The organism is Pseudomonas triticifolii (assembly GCF_014358015.1).
GTDB classification, from domain to species: Bacteria; Pseudomonadota; Gammaproteobacteria; order Pseudomonadales; family Pseudomonadaceae; genus Aquipseudomonas; species Aquipseudomonas triticifolii.
In genome coordinates this window covers 222,484-243,016 of record NZ_JACONV010000005.1, presented here as the reverse complement: position 1 = coordinate 243,016, position 20,533 = coordinate 222,484, and the positions used below count along the sequence as shown (strand labels likewise).

Genomic DNA, 20,533 nt, shown 5'->3' with positions numbered 1-20,533 from the left:
AAAGAGCCACGTCATGCACAACCCGTCACGACTCACCCCGCTCAGCAAAGCTTTGCTGCTCAGCCAGATGTTCAGTTCCCGACCATCCATGGCAGCCATGGGTTTCGCGCTTTGCATGCCACTGGCCTCGCAGGTCCAGGCGGAGGAAGCCAGCGCAGAAGGCTCGCCCACCGCAGGCACGGTGAACCTGGCACCGACCGCCATTGACTCCCAATTGCTGGGCGTCACCACCGATGGCACCGGTTCTTACACCACAGGTGCCGTCAGTATCGGCAAGGGTGCCGCTCAATCGTTGCGTGAAACACCGCAGTCGGTCAGCGTCGTGACCCGTCAGGTGATGGACGACAAGAACCTGACCAGTCTCAGCGAAGTGCTGGAAGACACGCCCGGCATGAGTTTCCAGTACCGCAACTTCGGCGGCCACGTGTACACCTCGCGTGGTTTCTCGCTGCTGGCGGAAAGTTTTCTGGTCGATGGCATTGGCGGACAGGGCTATCAGATCACTGGCTGGATGCAGCCGGACATGGCCATCTACGACCGCGTCGAAGTGCTGCGCGGTGCGTCCGGCCTGCTGGTTGGTGCAGGTCAGCCGGGCGGCGCGGTGAATCTGGTGCGCAAGCGTCCGACGGCAGAGAACAAATTCTCGATCACCACTCGCGCTGGCTCCTGGGATCAGTACCGGGTCGATCTGGACGGCAGCGGCAAGCTCAACGATTCGGGCACGCTGCGGGGCCGTATGGTCGCCGCCTACGATGACAGCGGCTCGTACCTGGACGGCCGCGACAGCCGCACGCCGCTGCTGTATGGCATCGTCGAAGCCGACGTGAACGACAACACCACGCTGACCATGAGCCTGCGTCGTCAGGAACAGGTCATCAACGGCTATTCCATCTACGGCCTGCCGCGCTACAGCAACGGTCAGTCGCTGGGGCTGTCACGCTCAACCAACCTGGCGCAGGACTGGAACCGCCTGGAAAGTGACATGACCGAGGTGTTCACCGAAATCGAACACCGCTTCAACGATGACTGGAAAAGCCGCACGTCGTTGACCTATTCGCAAGGTGGATTCGATCAGGCGATTGCATATGCACGCGGCGCGGTGAACCCGACCACCCTGGCAGGCTCGACCTTCCAGAACACACTGTTCCGCAAGGACGAAGTGAACAGCATCGGCCTGAACAGTCAGCTGGAAGGCAACATCAATGCCTTCGGCCTGAACCATCAGTTGACCCTGGGTGCGGACTGGTCGAAACAGGAATCCAATACCAAACAGGCGACAGTCAGAACCGCTTCGCCCATCAATATCTTCAACGTCAACCAGAACGCGTTCGCCAAGCCAGCCCGCCCGGCGTGGGGCAATGACATCGACATGACCGAAGAACGTGCAGGGCTTTACGCCAATGCGCGGATTCACCTGAGTGAGCCGTTGAGCGTGGTATTGGGCAGCCGCCTGAGCTGGTACGACTATCAATACGACGTCAAACAAGGTGCGGCCAACAGCTATGAATCCAAGCAGACTCAGGAATTCACGCCGTTCGCAGGCCTGATCTACGACATCAACGACAACTGGTCGTGGTACGCCAGCTACGCGGACATCTTCACGCCGCAAGCCGACTTCGTCGATGTGGCGGGCTCGCCGCTGGACCCTGCCGTCGGCTCCAACTACGAAACAGGCTTCAAGGGCGAGCTGTTCGATAAGCGCCTGAACCTGTCGATGGCGTTGTTCTACATCAAGCAGAAAGACGTGGCAGCAGTGGATCTGTCGGCTGACGCCGCTTCCGTGTTCTGCCCGACCAGTTCGGACGGTTCCTGCTACGTGCAGGATGGCATCAAACGCAGCAAGGGCGTGGAACTCGAAGCCAGCGGCGAAGTGTTGCCGGGCCTGCAGGTGTTCGGTGGCTACACCTACAACATGCTGCGTAACAATGGTGACGCCGAAGTCGCCTACGAAACCCCGAAACACATGCTGCGCCTCAACACCAGCTACAACCTGCCGGGCGCATGGAACCGCCTGACACTGGGTGCCGGCGTGTCGGCGGACTCGGGTTATGAAGTGCCGTCCAACGATCAGCTGGGCGTGGCCGGGCGTGCGATCTGGGATGCCCGTGCCTCCTGGAAGCTCGACGAAAACTGGCGCGTTTCGCTCAATGCCGAGAACCTGTTCGACCGCAAGTACTACACCACTGCCGTGGCGACCGACCGTTCGAACGTGTATGGCGAACCTCGCAGTTACGTCCTGACCCTGCGCGGGGATTTCTGATCGATCACCCGTTCTACGGATAGCCATAACAGCCACAAAGCCAAGGGGAAACCCTTGGCTTTTTGTGCTTTGACGGTGCGGGCATCAGCGATATGTGCACGACACCTGACTGACTGAAGAAACTTCGTGGGAGCGGACCGGGCGGCGTTCCGCTTGTCCGCGAAAAGACCCATACATCCGCCCCATATTCAGCGGCTGAAACACGGCTTTCGCGGACAAGTCCGCTCCCACCAGGATAAGTGCCCAGCCCAGGCTATCGGGCGCAACTCAAACTCCGTGGGAGCGGACCGGGCGGCGTTCCGCTTGTCCGCGAAGGGGCCCGTACATCCGACAAACATTCAGCGACTGAAACGAAGACTGACGCCCGCCCCCCTTCCCGACGACAGATACAGTATTCTGCACCCGCGTCCCGAAAGAGCTTTTCTGCCATGCAACCACCCTTCAAACGCTGCCATTCAGGCCCCGTAAAACCCTTCGACAAAGGCCCGAAATCCGGGCTGACACTGAAGGGTCTGGGGCTCGTGCTGTCGCTGTTTGTTCAGGGCAATGCGCTGGCCGAGGAAGTGGAGTTCGACATTCCCGCCCAACCCTTGAACAGCGCCTTGAAAGAACTGGCGCGTCAGGGCGATCTGCAAGTGCTCTACAACCCGGACGACGTGCGCGGCAAGACCAGCAGTGCGGTACACGGCAAGCTCACGCCCGAACAGGCGGCAACAGATCTGCTGCGGCAAGCCGGGGTTGCCCACACGCTGGAGGCCAACACCCTGACGCTCAGCCAGACGCCAGCGTTGCAGCCGGTCACGTTGGGGGCGATGGCGATTCAGGCGAAGCAGTTCGGCGTGACCACTGAAGGCAGCGACTCTTACACCACCACGGCCACGAGCCTCAACAAGACACCGCAGTCGCTGCGTGAAACGCCGCAATCTGTGACCGTCATGACGCGTCAATTAATGGACGACAGAAACCTCACCGGGCTGGACGAGGTGATGGCGCAAACGCCCGGCATCACGTTCTCGCAACGCAACTTCGGCTCCCACGTGTTTAGTTCTCGCGGCTTCGCCATGGAGGACGAGAGCTACACCATCGATGGTGTGTCCGGCCAAGGCTACAGCGTGACAGGCTGGATGACCCCGGACATGGCCCTTTACGACCGCGTCGAAGTCCTGCGCGGTGCTGCGGGTTTGTTGATCGGTGCCGGTAATCCCGGTGGGGCGGTCAACCTGGTGCGCAAACGCCCGACCGCCATTGCGCAGTTCTCGGTCACCACCCGTACCGGTAGCTGGGATAACAACCGGATAGACCTGGACGGCAGCAGCGCGCTCAACGACGCGGGCAACATTCGCGGCCGCTTCGTAGCGTCCTACGAAGACCGTGGCTACTTCATCGACGAACTGCACAAGACCGCGCCGTTGCTGTACGGCATTGTTGAAACCGACCTCGATGAAGACACCACCCTGACCCTCGGCCTGCGCCATCAGAGCGCAGACATTCGAGGCTTTTCCATCTTCGGCCTGCCGCGCTACAACGACGGTCGCGCACTGAACCTGCCTCGCTCCACGTCTCTGGCCCAGGACTGGAATCGTCATCAGACGGAAACGAACGAGGTGTTCGGCGAGGTGGTGCATCACTTCAGTGAAGACTGGGCGGGCACTGTGTCGATGACCCACTCCGAAGGCGACTTCGATCAACGTGTGGCCTACGCCCAAGGCGCTATCGATCCGCAGACCCTGACCGGCTCGCGTCCGCTTCGCACGCTGTTGCGTTCCGATACGTTGCAAAGCACCGGCTTCGACAGCCATCTGGATGGCCACTTCGAGGCGTTCGGACTGACCCACCAATTGACCGTCGGTGCCAACGGGTCGGAACAGCAACGTCGCTCACAACAGGTTCTGGTCAGTTCGAACCAGGCACTGGATGTCTTCAACCCGGACCACCACGCCATTGCCCGACCAAACCGTCCGGCATGGAGCAGCATCACCGACTTCAGCGACAAACGTTATGGCCTCTACAGCAACCTGCGCCTGAGCCTGACCGACTCCTTGAGCCTGGTGATGGGTGGGCGCATCAGTGGGTATGACTATCAGACCCAAGCGGCAAACCTGACCACCAAGGCCCAGCAGAATCACGAGGTCACGCCGTTCGTTGGTGTGATCTACGACCTGAGCCCCGAGTGGTCGTGGTACGCCAGCTACACCGATATCTTCCTGCCGCAGAGCAGTTATCAGAGCGCAGCGGGCAAATTCCTCGATCCGGCCATTGGCGCCAGCCATGAAACCGGAATCAAGGGCGAGCTGTTCGACAAGCGCTTGAACGTGTCGATGGCCGTGTTCTACGTGAAACAGAAAGACGTGGCAGTGGAGGATGACGCGAACAGCGGCAACTGCCCGACCAACGACAGCTACGGCACCTGCTACCTGAACGGCGACATCCGTCGCAGCAAGGGTTTCGAGCTGGAAGCCAGCGGCGAGCTGCTGCCAGGGTTGCAGACGCTGGCAGGCTATACCTTCAACGTCACACGGGGCAGTGACGGGCAGGCGATTTCCGCCGAAACGCCCCGCCACCTGTTCCGCCTGACCAGCCACTACACCCTGCCCGGTGCCTGGCATCGACTGACGCTGGGGGCAGGCGTTTCAGCGCAGAGCGGCTACTCGGAAACCGAATCGACCCAGGTCATCAAAAACCCCGGCCGCGCCATCTGGGATGCCCGTGCAGCCTGGAAAATCGACGACCACTGGTCCATCGCCCTCAACGGCAACAACCTGCTGGATCGCACGTACTACAAGGCGACGGGTGATATTGACCGGGGTAATTACTATGGCGATCCGCGCAACTACGTCCTCACGTTGCGAGGGGATTTCTAGCGGTCGGGCGGGTTACAGAACCCAGTAAGCAAACACCGGACTGTGGGAGGCGGCTTGCCGGCGAAGAACGATGACGCGTATTTCTGGCATACCGCGTCGACTTCATCGCGGGCAAGCCCCCTCCCACAGATTGATCTGCACCCCAGGAAGTCAGATGGGTGTCCAGCTTTTGGGGTGCAGATCAGATGCTGGCTGAGAGACGGCGCTGCATCGTAAAGCCTGGAACGCGTCCGCAACGGACTACGTCCTCAACCGCGCCACCAGCCCGTCCAGAAACGCATCGGCAATCACCACGTTGTCATGGCGTTGATCGACAACGCAGGAACTGCCCAGTCCATTCACCGAGCACTGTTCGAGCACCACCCGTTCAGCTTTGGCAATCTGCTCAGGCTCACGGCTTTGCCCTGCCCACCAGCAATCCACTTTCACGTTCAACGGTTTCAAGGTGAAGGCTTCACTCAAGCGTGCGTTGGCTTCCAGCAGTCGGTAGCCGGTTTCGATTTCGTCCTGCACGGCGATGTCCTGGAACACACTGCGCAGGCTATCAACGCTCATGCCTGCGTCGAGTGCAACCTTGTCGATGACCCAATCGATGACCTCCTGTTCGCTGGACAACGACTGCTGCGCCGTGTCGATCAACGCAACAATGGCCTCCTCCTGCAAGCCCGGCACGAAGGCCTGGAGACTCTTGATCAGGCTGCGGTAGTAGTTTTCACCCTGGTTTCGGGTAAGGCTTTCCGGGTTTTCCTGAATGAATGCCATACCGACGGACGCTGGCAACTGAGTGTCCACCAGCCCGACGAATTCCACGGTCTCGCCCGCACCTTCCAGACGATGGGCGATGTCAATGGCCAGCGCGCCGCCCATCGACCAGCCCAGCAGGCTGTAAGGTCCGACCGGCTGGGTATTGCGAATCTGTTCGACGTAATAATCAACCATGTCCGTCCAGGACGTGTCGAACCAGCCCGGCACCACGTACGCCTTGTTGACCAGCCCGTAGACCACGCGGTCGTCGTTCAGCCTGCCCGCCAGCGGGTAGTAGGAATACGTACCGCCGCCGCCCGGTGGCAGGCAGAACAAGGGGGTTCGGGTCGACTGGCTGGTGTTCATGGCGATTACCGCCGACTTGACCTTGGCCTCGCCAGCGCGCATGAAATCGGCCAGCTCGCCCAGGGTCTGCATCAACAGAAAGTCATGCAATTTGATCGAGACATCAAACGTCTCGCGGATCCGCCCGGCCAGCGAAACCGCCAGCAAAGAATGCCCGCCCAAGGCAAAGAAGTTGTCGTTCAGGCCGACCCGTTCGACGTGCAGCACCTGCTCCCAAAGCGCAGCCAGACGCTGTTCCAGCCCGGTACGCGGCGCAACGTAACCGTGCGCACGACTTGATTCAGGCTTGGGTAAAGCACGGCGGTCCAGCTTGCCGTTGGCGGTCAGCGGCATGGCGTCGAGCAGCACGAAATGCGCAGGCACCATGTAATCCGGCAGATGCGCCTTGAGTTGTGTTGTCAGCGCTTCACGCAAGGCGTCTGCATCCTGAACCACAGCGTCCGTCACCAGATAGGCCACCAGCTGTTTGCCGGTCGGGCCGTCGATGTCGATCACGCTGGCTTCGCGAACGGCTGCGTGTTCATGCAGCCGCGCCTCGATTTCACCCAGCTCGATGCGCAGACCGCGGATTTTCACCTGATGATCGATACGCCCGGCGTAGTCGATCACGCCGTTGTTTTGCCCTTCGTTTCGATAGCGCGCCAGATCGCCGGTGCGATACAGACGCCCGCCGCCCTGCTCGTCGAACGGGTCCGGCACGAAACGTTCGGCCGTCAGCGCGGCGCGTTGGTGATAACCCCGCGCCAGGCCGACGCCGCCCAGGTACAGTTCTGCTGCCACGCCCGGTGCGGCAGGCAGCAGACCGTCGTCGAGGATATGAGTCTTGAGGTTATCGATGGGACGCCCGATCGGCACGCTCAGCACGTCGTCCGGGGTGCAGGTCCAGTGCGTGACGTCGATGGCCGCTTCGGTCGGGCCATAGAGGTTGTACAGGCCGACTTGCGGCAAGCGCTTGAGCACCTGCCCGGCAAGTTCCGCTGACAAGGCTTCGCCACTGCACACCACGCGCTTCAGGCTCTGGCAGCTTTCCACCTGCTGATGAGTGAGGAAGGCTTGCAGCATCGACGGCACGAAATGCAGCGTTGTGACCTGATGCTGGCGAATCGTCTGCACCAGTCGCTCCGGGTCACGATGATCGCCCGGCAATGCCACAGCCAGACGCGCGCCGGTCAGCAGCGGCCAGAAGAATTCCCAGACCGACACGTCGAAGCTGAACGGGGTTTTCTGCAACACGGTGTCGGTCGCATCGATCCTGTAAGCCTTCTGCATCCAGTGCAGGCGGTTGACCAGCGCACGATGGCTGTTGCCCGCGCCCTTGGGTTTGCCGGTGGAGCCCGAGGTGTAAATCATGTAGGCCAGATTCAGCGGATCGGTCAGGTTGACCGGGTTGGCACGGCTGTAGCCGCTCAGCCAGTCGCTGTCCTGATCCAGACACAGGCTCTGCACGCCGGCAGGCAGCGGCAGACGCTCCAAAAGCTTCGTCTGGGTCAGCAGCAGACCGATACCGCTGTCCTGCATCATGTACGCCAGTCGGTCCTCGGGATAATCCGGGTCCAGCGGCACGTAGGCACCGCCTGCCTTGATGATGGCCAGCAGGCCGATCACCAGTTCCAGACTGCGCTCGACACAGATGCCGACTCGCACATCCGGGCGGACACCCGACTCGCGCAGCTTATGCGCCAGTTGGTTGGCGCGGTCGTTGAGTTGCACGTAGCTCAGGGAGTTGCCGTCAAAGATCAGCGCCGCAGCATCCGGCGTGGCCAGTACCTGGGCTTCGATCAGCGAATGAACGCATTGCTCGCTCGGGAACGCCGCAGCCGTCGCGTTCCAGTCGCGCAGCACCTGCTGTTGCTCAGGCTGATCCAGCAACGTCAGCTCGCCAATGGCGGCCTGCGGATCGCGAATCAACGCCTGCAACAGGTGCTGGAAATGCGCTGATAATTGCGCCACATCGGCTTCGCTCATGCACTGGCGGTCGTAGCTGAAACGCATCGACAGGGTCTGTCCCAGATTGACCACCAGCGTCAGCGGGTAATGCGTCTGCTCTTGGGTGTGCAGACCGCCGAACACCAGCCCTGGCGGTGCGGTCTGTTGCAGCGCGTCGGACACCGGGTAGTTCTCGAACACCAGAATGCTGTCGAACAGCGCGTCACCGCCGCTGCGCGCCCAACGCTGAATGTCGTACAGCGGTGTGTGCTCATGCTCGCGCAGGGCAAGGTTTTTCGCCTGCACCTGTTGCACCCAGTCGGCCACAGGTTGCTCGGGACGCGGGCTGGCGATCACCGGCAAGGTGTTGATGAACAGACCAAGCTGCTCCTCGACGCCCGGCAGGTCTGCGGGGCGTCCGGCGACGGTCGCGCCAAAGGTCACGCTGGACTGCCCGGTATAGCGTTGCAGCACCAGCAGCCACGCCGATTGCACCAGGGTATTGAGGGTCACGCGCTGCTCGCGGGCAAATTCGCTCAAGGCCTGGGTGGATGCTGCGTCGATCAGGCGCAGATAATCGCCCTGACCTGCGTCGCCCGGCGGCGATTTGAAACACTGCATCAGGCGGGTCGGCTCGTCCAGTTCCGTCAGTTGTGCGGTCCAGAAACGTTCGCTGAGCGTCGCGTCCTGACGTTGCAGCCATTCGATGTAATCCCTGTAACGGCTGGTCTGCCTTATTGGCACTTGGCCGCTGTAGCGTTGCAGCACTTCGCCCAGCAGGCGCGAACTGCTCCAGCCGTCCATGAGGATGTGATGGCTGGTGTAGATCAGTTGATGGGTACTCTCGCCAGTACGCACTGCGGCCAGACGCAGCAACGGCGCGCGGGTCAGGTCGAAACCCTGCTGACGGTCCGCATCGGCCCATTCGCCGAGCCATTGCGGAGCCTGTCCTCTGGCATCCAGCTCGGTGAACGGCATCGACACGTCGCGCAACACTACTTGTAACGACTGATCCAGGTGGCTGACGAAACCGCTGCGCAGCACGTCATGGGCATCCAGCGTCGCCTGCCAGGCGGCCTTGAAACGCGAGACGTCCAGACCGCTGACCTCGACGCGCATCTGATTGATGTAGTGGCCCGCCTCCTGCTCGAACAACGTATGGAACAGCATGCCTTGCTGCATCGGTGCCAGCGGGTAGAGGTCTTCGATCTGCTGCGCGGCCATCGGCAGGCTGTTCAGTTGCGTCTGAGTCAGACGAGCCAATGGGAAGTCGGACGGTGTCACACCGGCCATACCCTCCGAGGTGCAATGCGCGATGAGCTGCTGCAGCTCCAGCGCGTAGTCGTCGGCCAGACGCTGCACGGTAGCGGTCTCGAACACCGCGCCGCTGAAACTCCAGCTCAGGCGCAGCTCGCCGCCGTACACCTGACCATTGATGCTGATCGGCGCAGCCAGCGGCGCTTCGGCGCTTTGAGAGGCGCCCGCGCTGTCGGCCGATGGGGTAAACAACGCGTCCTGCGCATCGAAACTGCCGTCGAACTGGCCCAGGTAGTTGAACACGATGCTGCCTTGCGGCAACTGCTGCAGCGTTTGACGCGCCGAGTCGCTGCCCAGATACCGCAGCGCGCCATAACCGATGCCCTTGTCCGGCACCGCACGCAATTGTTCCTTGATGGTCATGATCGAGTCGGACAATGCCTCCTGCGGCGACAGCCTGACCGGGTACAGATTGCTGAACCAGCCGACCGTGCGCGTGATATCCAGAGTATCGAACAAGTCCTCGCGACCATGGCCTTCCAGACGGATCAGCACGTCGGAACGCTCGGTCCAGCGGCTGATCACCCGCGCCAGCGCGGTCAGCAGCAGGTCGTTGATCTGGGTGCGATAGGCAGCAGGCGCATCCTGCAGCAGTTGCCGGGTCCGTTGGCTGTCGAGCTGCGTGACCACCGACGTGGCGTGTTTCTGCTGCTGCCCGCCGTGCGGGTTGTCGCAGGGCAGTTCGTCACTGACGTCCTGTAACTGGCTCTGCCACCAGCCCAGTTCCTGCTCCAGCGCGGCGCTCTGCGCATACGCTTGCAGGTGTTCGGCCCAGGTTTTCAGGGAGCTGGTCTTGCCCGGCAGCGTGACGGGCTGACCTGTGGAAACAGCCTGATACGCCTGTTGCAGGTCTTCCAGCACTACCCGCCACGACACGCCATCCACAACGAGGTGATGGATGACCAGCAGCAGCCGTTGCTCGTCCTGCGGCAGTGTCACCAGCACGGCGCGCAGCAGCGGGCCGTTTTTCAGGTCGAGACTGCGTTGCGCTTCGTCGGCCAGTTCGGTCAGGCGTTGCGGATCGTCCAGTTCATGCCTCCACAGCACATCACCGGTGTTCAGCGCGCCAAAGGTGGCGTGCCACTGTCCGCCCTGTTGCGCGAAGCCCAGACGCAGCGCGTCGTGCTGCTCGATCAGCGCGGTCAGCGCGTTTTGCAGCGCTGTGGCGTCCAGCCGGGTGTTGGGCTTGAGCATCACCGCCTGGTTCCAGTGATGGCGCTCGGGAATCTCCAGCTCGAAGAAGCGTGCCTGTATCGGCAACAGCGGCAACGAACCGCTGACCTGCTCCACGGCGGCTGCCGGTTTCTTCTGGATAAGCTTCGCCACCGAAGCCAACTGGCCGATGGTCTGCTTTTCGAACAGTTGCTTGGGGCTGAGCTTGATGCCCTGACGCTTGGCGCGGGCGATGATTTGCAGGCTGAGGATCGAGTCACCGCCCAGCTCGAAGAAGTTGTCGGTGCTGCCCACCTGTTCCAGCTTGAGCACATCGGCCCAGACGGCCGCGAGCTTTTCCTCGATCTCGCCGACCGGTGCGGTGTAGCGCTGTTTGACCACGCCCGGTTTGGGCAATGCACGCTTGTCGAGCTTGCCATTGGCGGTCAGCGGCAGGCGTTCGAGCAGCAGGATCTGCGCAGGCACCAGGTATTCGGGCAGGCGCGCAGCCAGTTGTTCACGCAGCGTTTCAGCACTCACCGACGCCACGCACCATGCCACCAGTTGCAGGCGCGATTGATCGCTTTCCAGCGGCTGAGCCAGCACCACGGCCTCGGTCACGCCGTCCAGGGTTCGCAACAGCTGCCCGACTTCACCGGGCTCGACGCGGTAGCCGCGGATTTTCACCTGATCGTCGGCGCGGCCAAGGTATTCCAGCACGCCGTCTACCCAGCGCGCCCGGTCGCCTGCGCGGTACAGGCGCTCGCCATCGGCATCAGGGTCCGGCACGAAGCGTTCGGCGGTCATCGCCGCGCGCCCCAGATAACCCTGCGCGAGACCTGCGCCGCCCAGATACAGCTCACCCGCCACGCGCTCGGCGACCGGATTCAGGTAAGCGTCCAGTACACGCGCCCTGCTGTTGGCCAGCGGCTGGCCGACCGGCACGCTGCGACAAGCAGGCAATCGTTCAGCCACTTCATGGGTGAGAATGCCGACGGTGGTTTCGGTCGGGCCATAGTGGTTGACGATACGGCAACCCGGTTTGAGCAGGCGCACCTGCTCGATCAAGGCCCAGGCACTGGCCTCGCCGCCAAGAATCAGCATCTGCCTGGGCAACACGTCGGCCGGGTTGGCGGCCTGCAACAGACCTTGCAGGTGGCTGGGAACGATTTTCAGGATATCCACCTGATGCTCGGCCATGTAGCGGGCAAACCCGTCGGGGTCGAACGCCTGTTCATGGGACAACAGGTGCAGTGTGCGACCCGAGGCCAGCGCGCCGAACAGCAGGGTGTGACCCAGGTCGGCCGCCACGGTGGAGACCATCGCCATGCTCGCGTCGGCATCGAGCGACAGGCGCGTCAGTACCGACTGTACGTAATTGGCCAGCGCGCCATGGCTGATCAACACGCCCTTGGGCTGCCCCGTGGAACCCGAGGTGTAGATGATGTAGGCCGGCTGCTCGGCCGCAACCTGAATACCCAACGCGTCATCGGCAACCTCGGCCCACTGCGTCGTATCGAACGCCAGCACCGGGCAGACGCCCAGATGGTCGGCCTTGTCGTCACCTGCGGCATGAATCAGCAGCACCGCGCCGCTGTCTCTGGCCAGTTGCTGCAAGCGCTCGGCAGGCTGCGAGGTGTCCAGCGGCAGGTACACCGCGCCCAGCTTCAGCACCGCCAGCAGGCTGACCACCCATTCCACAGAGCGATCCTGACACAACGCAACGGTCATGCCTGCGCCAATGCCTTGGGTTTGCAGGTAGCGGGCGAAGCGGTTGGACTGCGCCTCCAGTTGCGCAAAGCTCAGGGTTTGCTGACCAGCCCGTACAGCGGTCTTGTCTCGTCCGCTGTGCAGACCCTGTTGCCAGAGGCTGAGGAAGTCGCAACAGGCAAAATCTTGAGGCGCGTCGGCCGCAGTCGCCGAAACCGTCAAGGGCTGATCGGCCAGACGCTGGTCAACGTCCAGCACCAGCGCCTGCAGCACCTCACGCAAGGCGTCGGCGATGCGTTCGATGGTGCGCGCCTCGAACAGGTCGGTGGCGTAGCTGAAGTAACCGCGCAGGCCACTCGGCGTGTCGGTGAAGTCGAACGCCAGGTCAAAGCGCGCATCGCCCGCGCCCACCGGAAATTCGCTGACGCTCAACCCGGACAGGCTCTGGCGCGAGGCGTCGGTCTGCTCGGCCACGTAAACATGCTGGTTGATCTTGAACTGGAACAGCGGGTTGTGGCCCAGATTGCGCTCCGGTGCCAGGGCGTCCACCAGATGTTCGAACGGCAGTTCCTGATGCGACTGCGCACCGCTCACCACCTGCTTCACCTGATCCAGCAATGCCGCGAAACTATCGCGCTCGTCCACCTGCACGCGCAGCACCTGGGTGTTGACGAAAAAGCCGATCAGCCCTTCCAGCTCGCTGCGGGTGCGCCCGGCATTCGGCGCGCCGATACGAATATCGGCCTGCCCGCTGAACCGCGACAGCACCACTGACAACGCCGCCAGCACCTGCATAAAGATCGTCTGGCCACGGCTACGGGCCAGGGTCTTCAGTTGCGCGCACAGTTGCTCCGACAGGTCGAGCCGCACGGTCGCGCCGCGATGGCTGGGCTGCAATGGACGCTCATGGTCCAGTGGCAAGCTCAGCAACGGGTGCTCGCTGCCCAGTTGCTGCTTCCAGTAATCCAGCTGACGCTCGCCCTCGCCGGCTTCCAGCCAGGCGCGTTGCCAGATGGCGTAGTCGGCGTATTGAATCGCCAGTTCAGGCAGATCAGCCGTTTGGCCAAGGACCCGCGCCTGATACAACTGGACGAATTCACGAATCAACAACTCGCCCGACCAGCCATCGGACACCACGTGGTGCATGCACACCGTCAGTACATGTTCGGTATCGCTCAACTGGAACAGCTTGACCCGCAGCAGCGTGTCGCTCAGCAGGTCAAATGGCGTTTGTAGCTCCGCATGCACCTGCGCGTCGATCTGTTCTGCCTCGACGCTGACACACGCCAGGGCAACGCTGCCCTGCGCCAGGATTTGCTGATGATATTCGCCGTCTTCGCAGACAAAACGGGTACGCAGGGTTTCGTGGCGCTGCACCAGCTGGTCGAGCGCTTCGGCAAGTGCTTGCGGGTTCAGCGGACCGTTGAGGCGCACCGCCAGCGGCACGTTGTAAGCGATGCTGTGTGGCTCCAGTTGCCAGAGAAACACCATGCGTTGCTGCGCATACGACAGCGGAATGCGAGCCAGGTCATGGCGGGTCACGGCAATCGGCAGTAACCGGAAGCTCTGCCCGGTCTCGTTCATCTTGCCGAGGATCTGGCGACGCTGTTCGACGGGCAAACCGACGAAACGCTGGGCGATACGCGCTGCTGCAGACTTGTCCATGTCAGATACCCGCCATTTCGTTCATCATTTTCTCGATATCGGACAAGCCGTCCTCGGTCAGCGACAGACCGCTGTGGGCCAAGGCCTGGATAAATTCGTTCAATTGCGGTTTCTCGAAAATCAGGCGCAACGGGATGTCGATACCCAGGCCGGTGTGGATTCTGGAAATAAGCTGGGTGGCCAACAGTGAATGACCGCCCAGTTCGAAAAAGTCGTCAGTCAGACCCACACGCTTGACGCTCAGAACCTCGGCCCAGATCGCCGCCAGTTGCTGTTCCTGCTCGGTGACCGGTGCCACGTAAAGGCGCTGCAACTGGCTCGCATCCGGCTTCGGCAACACCTTGCGGTCCAGCTTGCCGTTGGGGGTCAGCGGCAGTTGCGCCAGCCAGATGAAATGGCTGGGCACCATGTAGTCCGGCATGCCTTGCTTGAGAAGCGCCTTGAGTTCGTCGCGCAGCGTGTGGGTGTCGCGGGCCGGATCGCTGGCCACCAGGTAGGCGACCAGTTGCTGGCCGGAAGGCCCGTCGATGTCGATGACCACCGCGTCCTGGACACTGTCCTGTGCCAGCAGCACCGCTTCGATTTCGCCCGGTTCGATACGGAAACCGCGAATCTTCACCTGATGATCGAGACGGCCTGCGTATTCGATCACCCCGTCGGCGTGATAGCGCGCCAGGTCGCCGGTGCGATACAGGCGGCTGCCATCGGCGGCAAACGGATCAGGAATGAAGCGCTCGGCGGTCAAGGCTGCGCGGTTGTGATAACCCCGTGCCAGCCCGTCGCCGCCGATCAGCAATTCACCCCGCACGCCCACAGGCAGCAGATCGATGGCGTCGCTGACAATGTGCAGACGGGTGTTGGCCAGTGGACGTCCCAGCCAAATGTCGTCGCTGTCGGTCAGGTAATGACGGGCCGACCAGACCGTGGTTTCGGTCGGTCCGTAGACATTCCACACGTGCCCGGCCTGCGCGATCAGGCGTTGCGCCAGCTCGACGCTCAACGCCTCACCGCCGCACAGCACGGTCTTGCCGCGCAACGCGTTGGCCGGTGCGATGTCCAGCAACATGCGCCAGGTCGAGGGCGTGGCCTGAATGACACTCACCGCCTGCTGTTCGATGACCTTGAGCAACGCCTGGGGGTCCTTGTTCTGGTCGGGTTGCAACAGCACCACCGTGGCACCGCGCATCAGCGGCAGGTACAGCTCAAGCCCCGCGATGTCGAACGACAGCGAGGTTAGCGACAACACCTTGTCATCCGCGCTCAGGCCGGGCTTTTCGGCCATGCTGGACAGGAAGTTCACCAGCGCGTCATGACGAACCGTAACCCCCTTGGGCTGCCCGGTGGAGCCCGAGGTGTAGATGACGTACGCCAGGTTTTGCGGGTGCAGATTGCCCGGCAGATTGTCCTCGTTGTAGTCGGTGAGCCAGTCATCGGCGCGGTCCACGCACAGGCTCTGCACATTGGCTGGAATCGGCAGGCTGAGCAGCAGATCGGTGCGGGTCAGCAACAGGCTCAGGCCACTGTCCTGAATCATGTAGGCCAGCCGGTCCTGCGGGAAATCCGGATCCAGCGGGACGTAGGCACCACCGGCCTTGAGGATCGCCAACAGCGCGACGACCATGTCCAGGCTGCGCGGCACGGCGACACCGACCAGCACGTCCGGGCCGACACCCAGTTCGCGTAGGCGATGAGCCAGCTGATTGGCGCGGGCGTTAAGCTGGTGGTAGGTCAGGTGTTCACGCTCCAGCACCAGCGCTGTGGCGTGCGGCGTGGCCTGCACCTGCGCCTCGATCAGCGCGGGCAGGCACTGGGTCGGGTAAGCCGACGGCGCAGGGTTCCACTCATGGACAATCTGCTGACGCTCGGCAGCGTTGAGCATCGGCAACTGCGCCACACGGCACTCGGCATTGACACAGATCGCTCGCAACAGCGCTTGCCATTGCTGCGCGATGCGCTCGATGGTGCTGCGTTCGAACAACGCGGTGGCGTAGGTCATCCCTGCACTCAGTCCGCCGGCGTGCTCAGCGGTGTTAAGGGTCAGGTCGAACTGCGCCGGATGGCTGTCGAATTCCACGGGCTCAACCTGCAGACCGGACACCGCACGCACCTCTGCGCTGGCTTGACTCTGGTGGTTGAACATCACCTGAAACAACGGGCTGTGACTCAGGCTGCGCTGCGGTTGCAGGGCTTCGACCAGTTGTTCGAACGGCAGCTCCTGATGCGCCTGGGCCTGCAACGCTGTGTGTTTGACCTGTTGCAGCAGTTCGCTGAAGGTCGTATGCAGATCGAACTCGGCGCGCAGCACCTGGGTGTTGACGAAGAACCCGATCAGCCCTTCGGTTTGCGTGCGGGTGCGGTTGGCAATCGGCACGCCGACGCGAATGTCAGGCTGCCCGCTGTGGCGATGCAACAGGCTCTGGAACGAGGCCAGCAACAGCATGAACAGGGTCACGCCCTGCTGACGTGCGACGTTTTTGAGGTTGTCGATCAGCGCCGCGTCCAGTTCGATGGCGAGGCGCGCACCGGCATGGCTTTGCAGCGCCGGACGTGGTCGATCGGCGGGCAGCTCCAGAATCGGCTGCTCGTCACCCAGTTGCTGTTTCCAGTAAGCCAGTTGCCGCGCCTGCTCACCCGCTTCCATCCATTTGCGCTGCCACAGTGCGTAATCGGCGTACTGCATGCTTAATTCCGCCAGTTGCACGTCACGGCCCTGGCTGAAGCCTTCGTACAGGCGTACCAGCTCATCGACCATGATCGGCATCGACCAGCCATCGGAGACGATGTGATGCTGAGTCAACACCAGCACATGCTCGTCGCGGCCCGGATTCAACAGCCTGACGCGCAGCAACGGCCCTTGCTCCAGATCGAACGGACGCTGCACGTCCTGCTGCACGATGGCCTCAAGACGTTGCTCGCCTGACACCTGTTCGACCGTCAGGGTAAAGGCGCGCGGCGGATGAATGATCTGCACAGCCTGCTCGCCGTCCTGGCGGAAGGTGGTACGCAGGGTCTCATGACGGGCGATCAGTGCACTGAAGCTGCTTTCCAGCGCGGCGATGTCCAGCGCGCCGCTCAGGCGCAACACGGCAGGCATGGTGTAAGCGGTACTGTGCGGGTCGAGTTGCCAGAGGAACCATTGCCGTTGCTGGGCGTAGGACAGGCCCAACGGCTGACTGCGGTCGGCTTTGACGAACGAGGGCTCGCTCTCGGTCTGGCCCTGATCTGCAAGCTGCGCGAATGCGGCCAGATCTGCGGCTTCGAACAGGTGACGCAGGGACAGCTCCACGCTGAGCTGCTGACGAATGCGCGAAATGACCTGTGTGGCCAGCAACGAGTGCCCGCCCAGCTCGAAGAAATTGTCGGTGCGACCGACCTGCTCGACCTTAAGCACTTCCGCCCAGATCGACGCCAGTTGCTGCTCCAATTCGCCTTCGGGCGCAACGTACCGGTTCTGCAATTGACTGGCGTGCGGCGCAGGCAGGGCCTTGCGGTCCAGCTTGCCGTTGGCGGTCAGCGGCAGGGCGTCCAGCAACACGAAATGGGTCGGGACCATGTAATCCGGCAGTTGGGCTTTCAGCTCGGCTTTGAGCGTTTCACGCAGGGCCTGCTGATCCTGCGCAGGGTCGCTCGGCACCAGATACGCCGCCAGTTGCCCGTCCAGGGCGAGCACCACCGCTTCGCGCACCTGGGGCTGAGCCAGCAAACGCGCCTCGATCTCGCCCAGTTCGATGCGGTGGCCACGGATTTTCACCTGATGGTCGATCCGCCCGGCGTACTCAATTACACCGGCAGCGCGATACCGGGCCAGGTCGCCGGTGCGGTACAGACGCCCGCCGTTCGTTGAAAACGGATCGGGCACAAAGCGCTCGGCGGTCAGCGCCGCGCGGTTGTGATAACCCCGCGCCAGACCGGCATGGCCGATGTGCAACTCGCCGCTGCAACCCTGGGCAACGGGGTTGAAATCAGCGTCCAGCACGTACCACGACAGGTCCGGTATCGCCTCGCCAATCGGGCTGGCCAGGCTCTGCGTGTCGGCCTGGGTGATCGGCCGGTAGGTCACGTGAACCGTGGTTTCGGTGATGCCGTACATGTTGGTCAGTTGCGGTGATTGATCGCCGAAACGTTCGAACCACGGCGTCAGGCTGGTCACGTCCAGCGCCTCTCCGCCGAAGATCACCGAACGCAGCGCCAGCGGTTGCGGGCTGTCGCAGGCAACGTGCATCAATTGCTTGAAGGCCGAAGGCGTCTGGTTGAGTACCGTGACCTGTTGCTCGATCAGCAAGGCGTGGAAATCTTCCGGCGAGCGGCTGGTGTCACGTGGCACGATTACCAGTCGGCCGCCGTGCAGCAACGCGCCGAAGATTTCCCAGACCGAAAAGTCGAACGCGAAGGAATGAAACAGCGTCCAGACGTCCTGTTCGTCGAAGGCGAACCACTCATCGGTGGCCGCAAACAGGCGCATCAGGTTGTGGTGGGCGAGCAACGCGCCCTTGGGCTTGCCGGTCGAGCCCGAGGTGTAGATGACGTACGCCAGGTTGTCCGGCGTGGTGTGGTTGATCGGGTTTTCCGTGCTGTAGCCGTCCAGCGACGTGTCGAGCAGCAGGCACTGTACGTGCGCTGGAACCGGCAGCCTGTCCAGTACAGCGGCTTGAGTCAGCAGCAGCTCAATGCCGCTGTCCTGCATCAGAAAACTCAACCGGTCCTGTGGGTAATCCGGGTCCAGCGGCACATAAGCGCCACCGGCTTTCAGAATCGCCAGCAGGCCGACGATCATGTCCAGACTGCGCTCGGCCGCCAGACCCACACGCACGTCCGGGCCGACACCCTGCTCACGCAGTTTATGGGCCAGTGGGTTGGCGCGACGATTGAGGTGCTCGTAGCTCAGTTGCTCAGCACCCAGACTCAGGGCGATGGCCTGAGGGGTTTGGGCAGCCTGGGCCTCGAAGCGTTGATGAGCGCATTGCCCGGTCGGGTAAGCTTTCAGACCGGCATTCCAGCCCTGCACTGTCGCCTCTCGCTCATCGGCGCTCAGCAACGGTAGATCGGCAATGCGTTGCTGGACATTGCCCTTCATGGCGTGCAGCAGGTTGCGCCAATGGCCAGCCATGCGCTCGATGGTCGAGGCGTCGAACAGGTCGGTGGCGTAGATCAGGGATGCACCCAGCCCGTTCTGGCGCTCGCAGGTGTCCAGCGTCAGGTCGAACTGTGCGGTGTGTTTGTCGGACAGCTGATATTCAAGACGCAGACCGGCCAGCTCGCGAGCTTCATTGCGGGCTTCGGTCTGATGGTTGTAGGCGACCTGGAACAGCGGGCTGCGACTCGGATCACGCGCCGGCTGCAAGGCCTCGACCAATTGCTCGAACGGCAGGTCCTGATGGGCCTGGGCCTGCACAGCGGTGTGTTTGATCTGTTGCAGCAGGTCGGCCACGGTGGTCTGCGCCGAGAACTCGGCCTTGAGCACCTGGGTGTTGACGAAGAAGCCGATCAAGCCTTCGGTTTCGCTGCGGTTACGGTTGGCAATCGGCACGCCGACGCGCACATCGTCCTGGCCGCTGTAGCGATGCAACAGGGTCTGGAACGAGGCCAGCAACAGCATGAACAGGGTGATGCCCTGCTGACGCGCCAGCGCTTTCAGGCTGTCCAGCAGCGCGGCGTCCAGTTCGATATTCAAGCGTGCGCCATGAGGGTTGCGCGTAGCCGGACGTGGCCGGTCGGTGGGCAGTTCCAGCACTGGCGACTGATCGCCGAGCTGGTGTTTCCAGTACTCCAGCTGCCGCGCCTGCTCGCCCATTTCCAGCCAGTTGCGCTGCCAGAGGGCGTAGTCGGCGTATTGAATCGGCAACGGTTCACGTTCGATGTCGCGACCCTGGCTGATCGCCTGATAACCCTGCAGCAATTCCTCGACCATGATCGGCATCGACCAGCCATCGGAGACGATGTGGTGCTGGGTCAACACCAGCACATGTTCATCATCGGCAACGTTAAGCAGCCTGACGCGCAGCAGTGGCCCGTGTTGCAGATCGAACGGCTGCTGCACTTCGTGATCGACGCAGGCCTGAACCGACTGGCCGTCGGCGAGCCGTTCCACATTCAGCACAAAGGGCGATGCCGGATGCACGACCTGAAGCGCCTCGTCACCCTGTTGCTCGAAGGTCGTGCGCAGGGTTTCGTGACGCTCGATCAACGCCTCGATGCTGCGACGCAGCGCTTCGATGTTCAAAGAACCATGCAGCCGCAACGCCAGCGGAATGTTGTACGCCGCGCTGTGCGGTTCCAGTTGCCAGAGAATCCATTGCCGCTGCTGCGCGAAGGACAATACGGACGGCGCCTGCGTCTCCCTTGGGAAGATCGGCGTGACCCCGTAAAGATTCACCCCCTGACGCTTGAGCAGAACCGCCAGGGCCTTGCGTTCACGGGCGGACAGCGATTTAACGGAGTCAAGCAACTGTTGCACGGGTGTTTCTCCTAAACAACTGAAATGAAGCAGTCCTGAGGGAACCGGCGCTGTGCCTGACACAACGCTATCTCGCGG

4 protein-coding genes are annotated in these 20,533 nt (G+C 62.3%); 2 read left to right on the top strand and 2 right to left on the bottom strand.

Going from position 1 to position 20,533, the window contains the following annotated elements; genetic code table 11:
• Positions 1–13 precede the first annotated feature (13 nt).
• Together H8S56_RS11165 and H8S56_RS11160 are read left to right on the top strand one after the other, a co-directional pair.
• The gene (locus tag H8S56_RS11165; RefSeq protein ID WP_024694355.1) at positions 14–2,260 is read left to right on the top strand and encodes a TonB-dependent siderophore receptor; all 2,247 of its coding nucleotides are present in this window, start codon (positions 14–16) and stop codon (positions 2,258–2,260) included.
• 428 nt (positions 2,261–2,688) lie between these two features.
• A complete protein-coding gene (locus H8S56_RS11160) occupies positions 2,689–5,121 on the top strand; it encodes a TonB-dependent siderophore receptor (RefSeq protein WP_187518663.1) in 2,433 nt (810 codons plus the stop codon).
• Between the two features lie 240 nt (positions 5,122–5,361).
• Here the strand turns inward: H8S56_RS11160 and H8S56_RS11155 are convergent, their stop codons facing one another.
• Both H8S56_RS11155 and H8S56_RS11150 read right to left on the bottom strand, forming a co-directional pair.
• On the bottom strand, positions 5,362–14,001 hold the full coding sequence (locus H8S56_RS11155) for a non-ribosomal peptide synthetase (protein ID WP_187518662.1): 8,640 nt from the start codon (positions 13,999–14,001) through the stop codon (positions 5,362–5,364).
• A 1-nt stretch (position 14,002) separates the two neighbouring features.
• Positions 14,003–20,455 carry a non-ribosomal peptide synthetase gene (locus H8S56_RS11150; RefSeq protein WP_187518661.1) on the bottom strand — a complete coding sequence of 2,151 codons (6,453 nt, stop codon included), beginning with the start codon at positions 20,453–20,455 and terminating at the stop codon, positions 14,003–14,005.
• Positions 20,456–20,533: the final 78 nt, after the last annotated feature.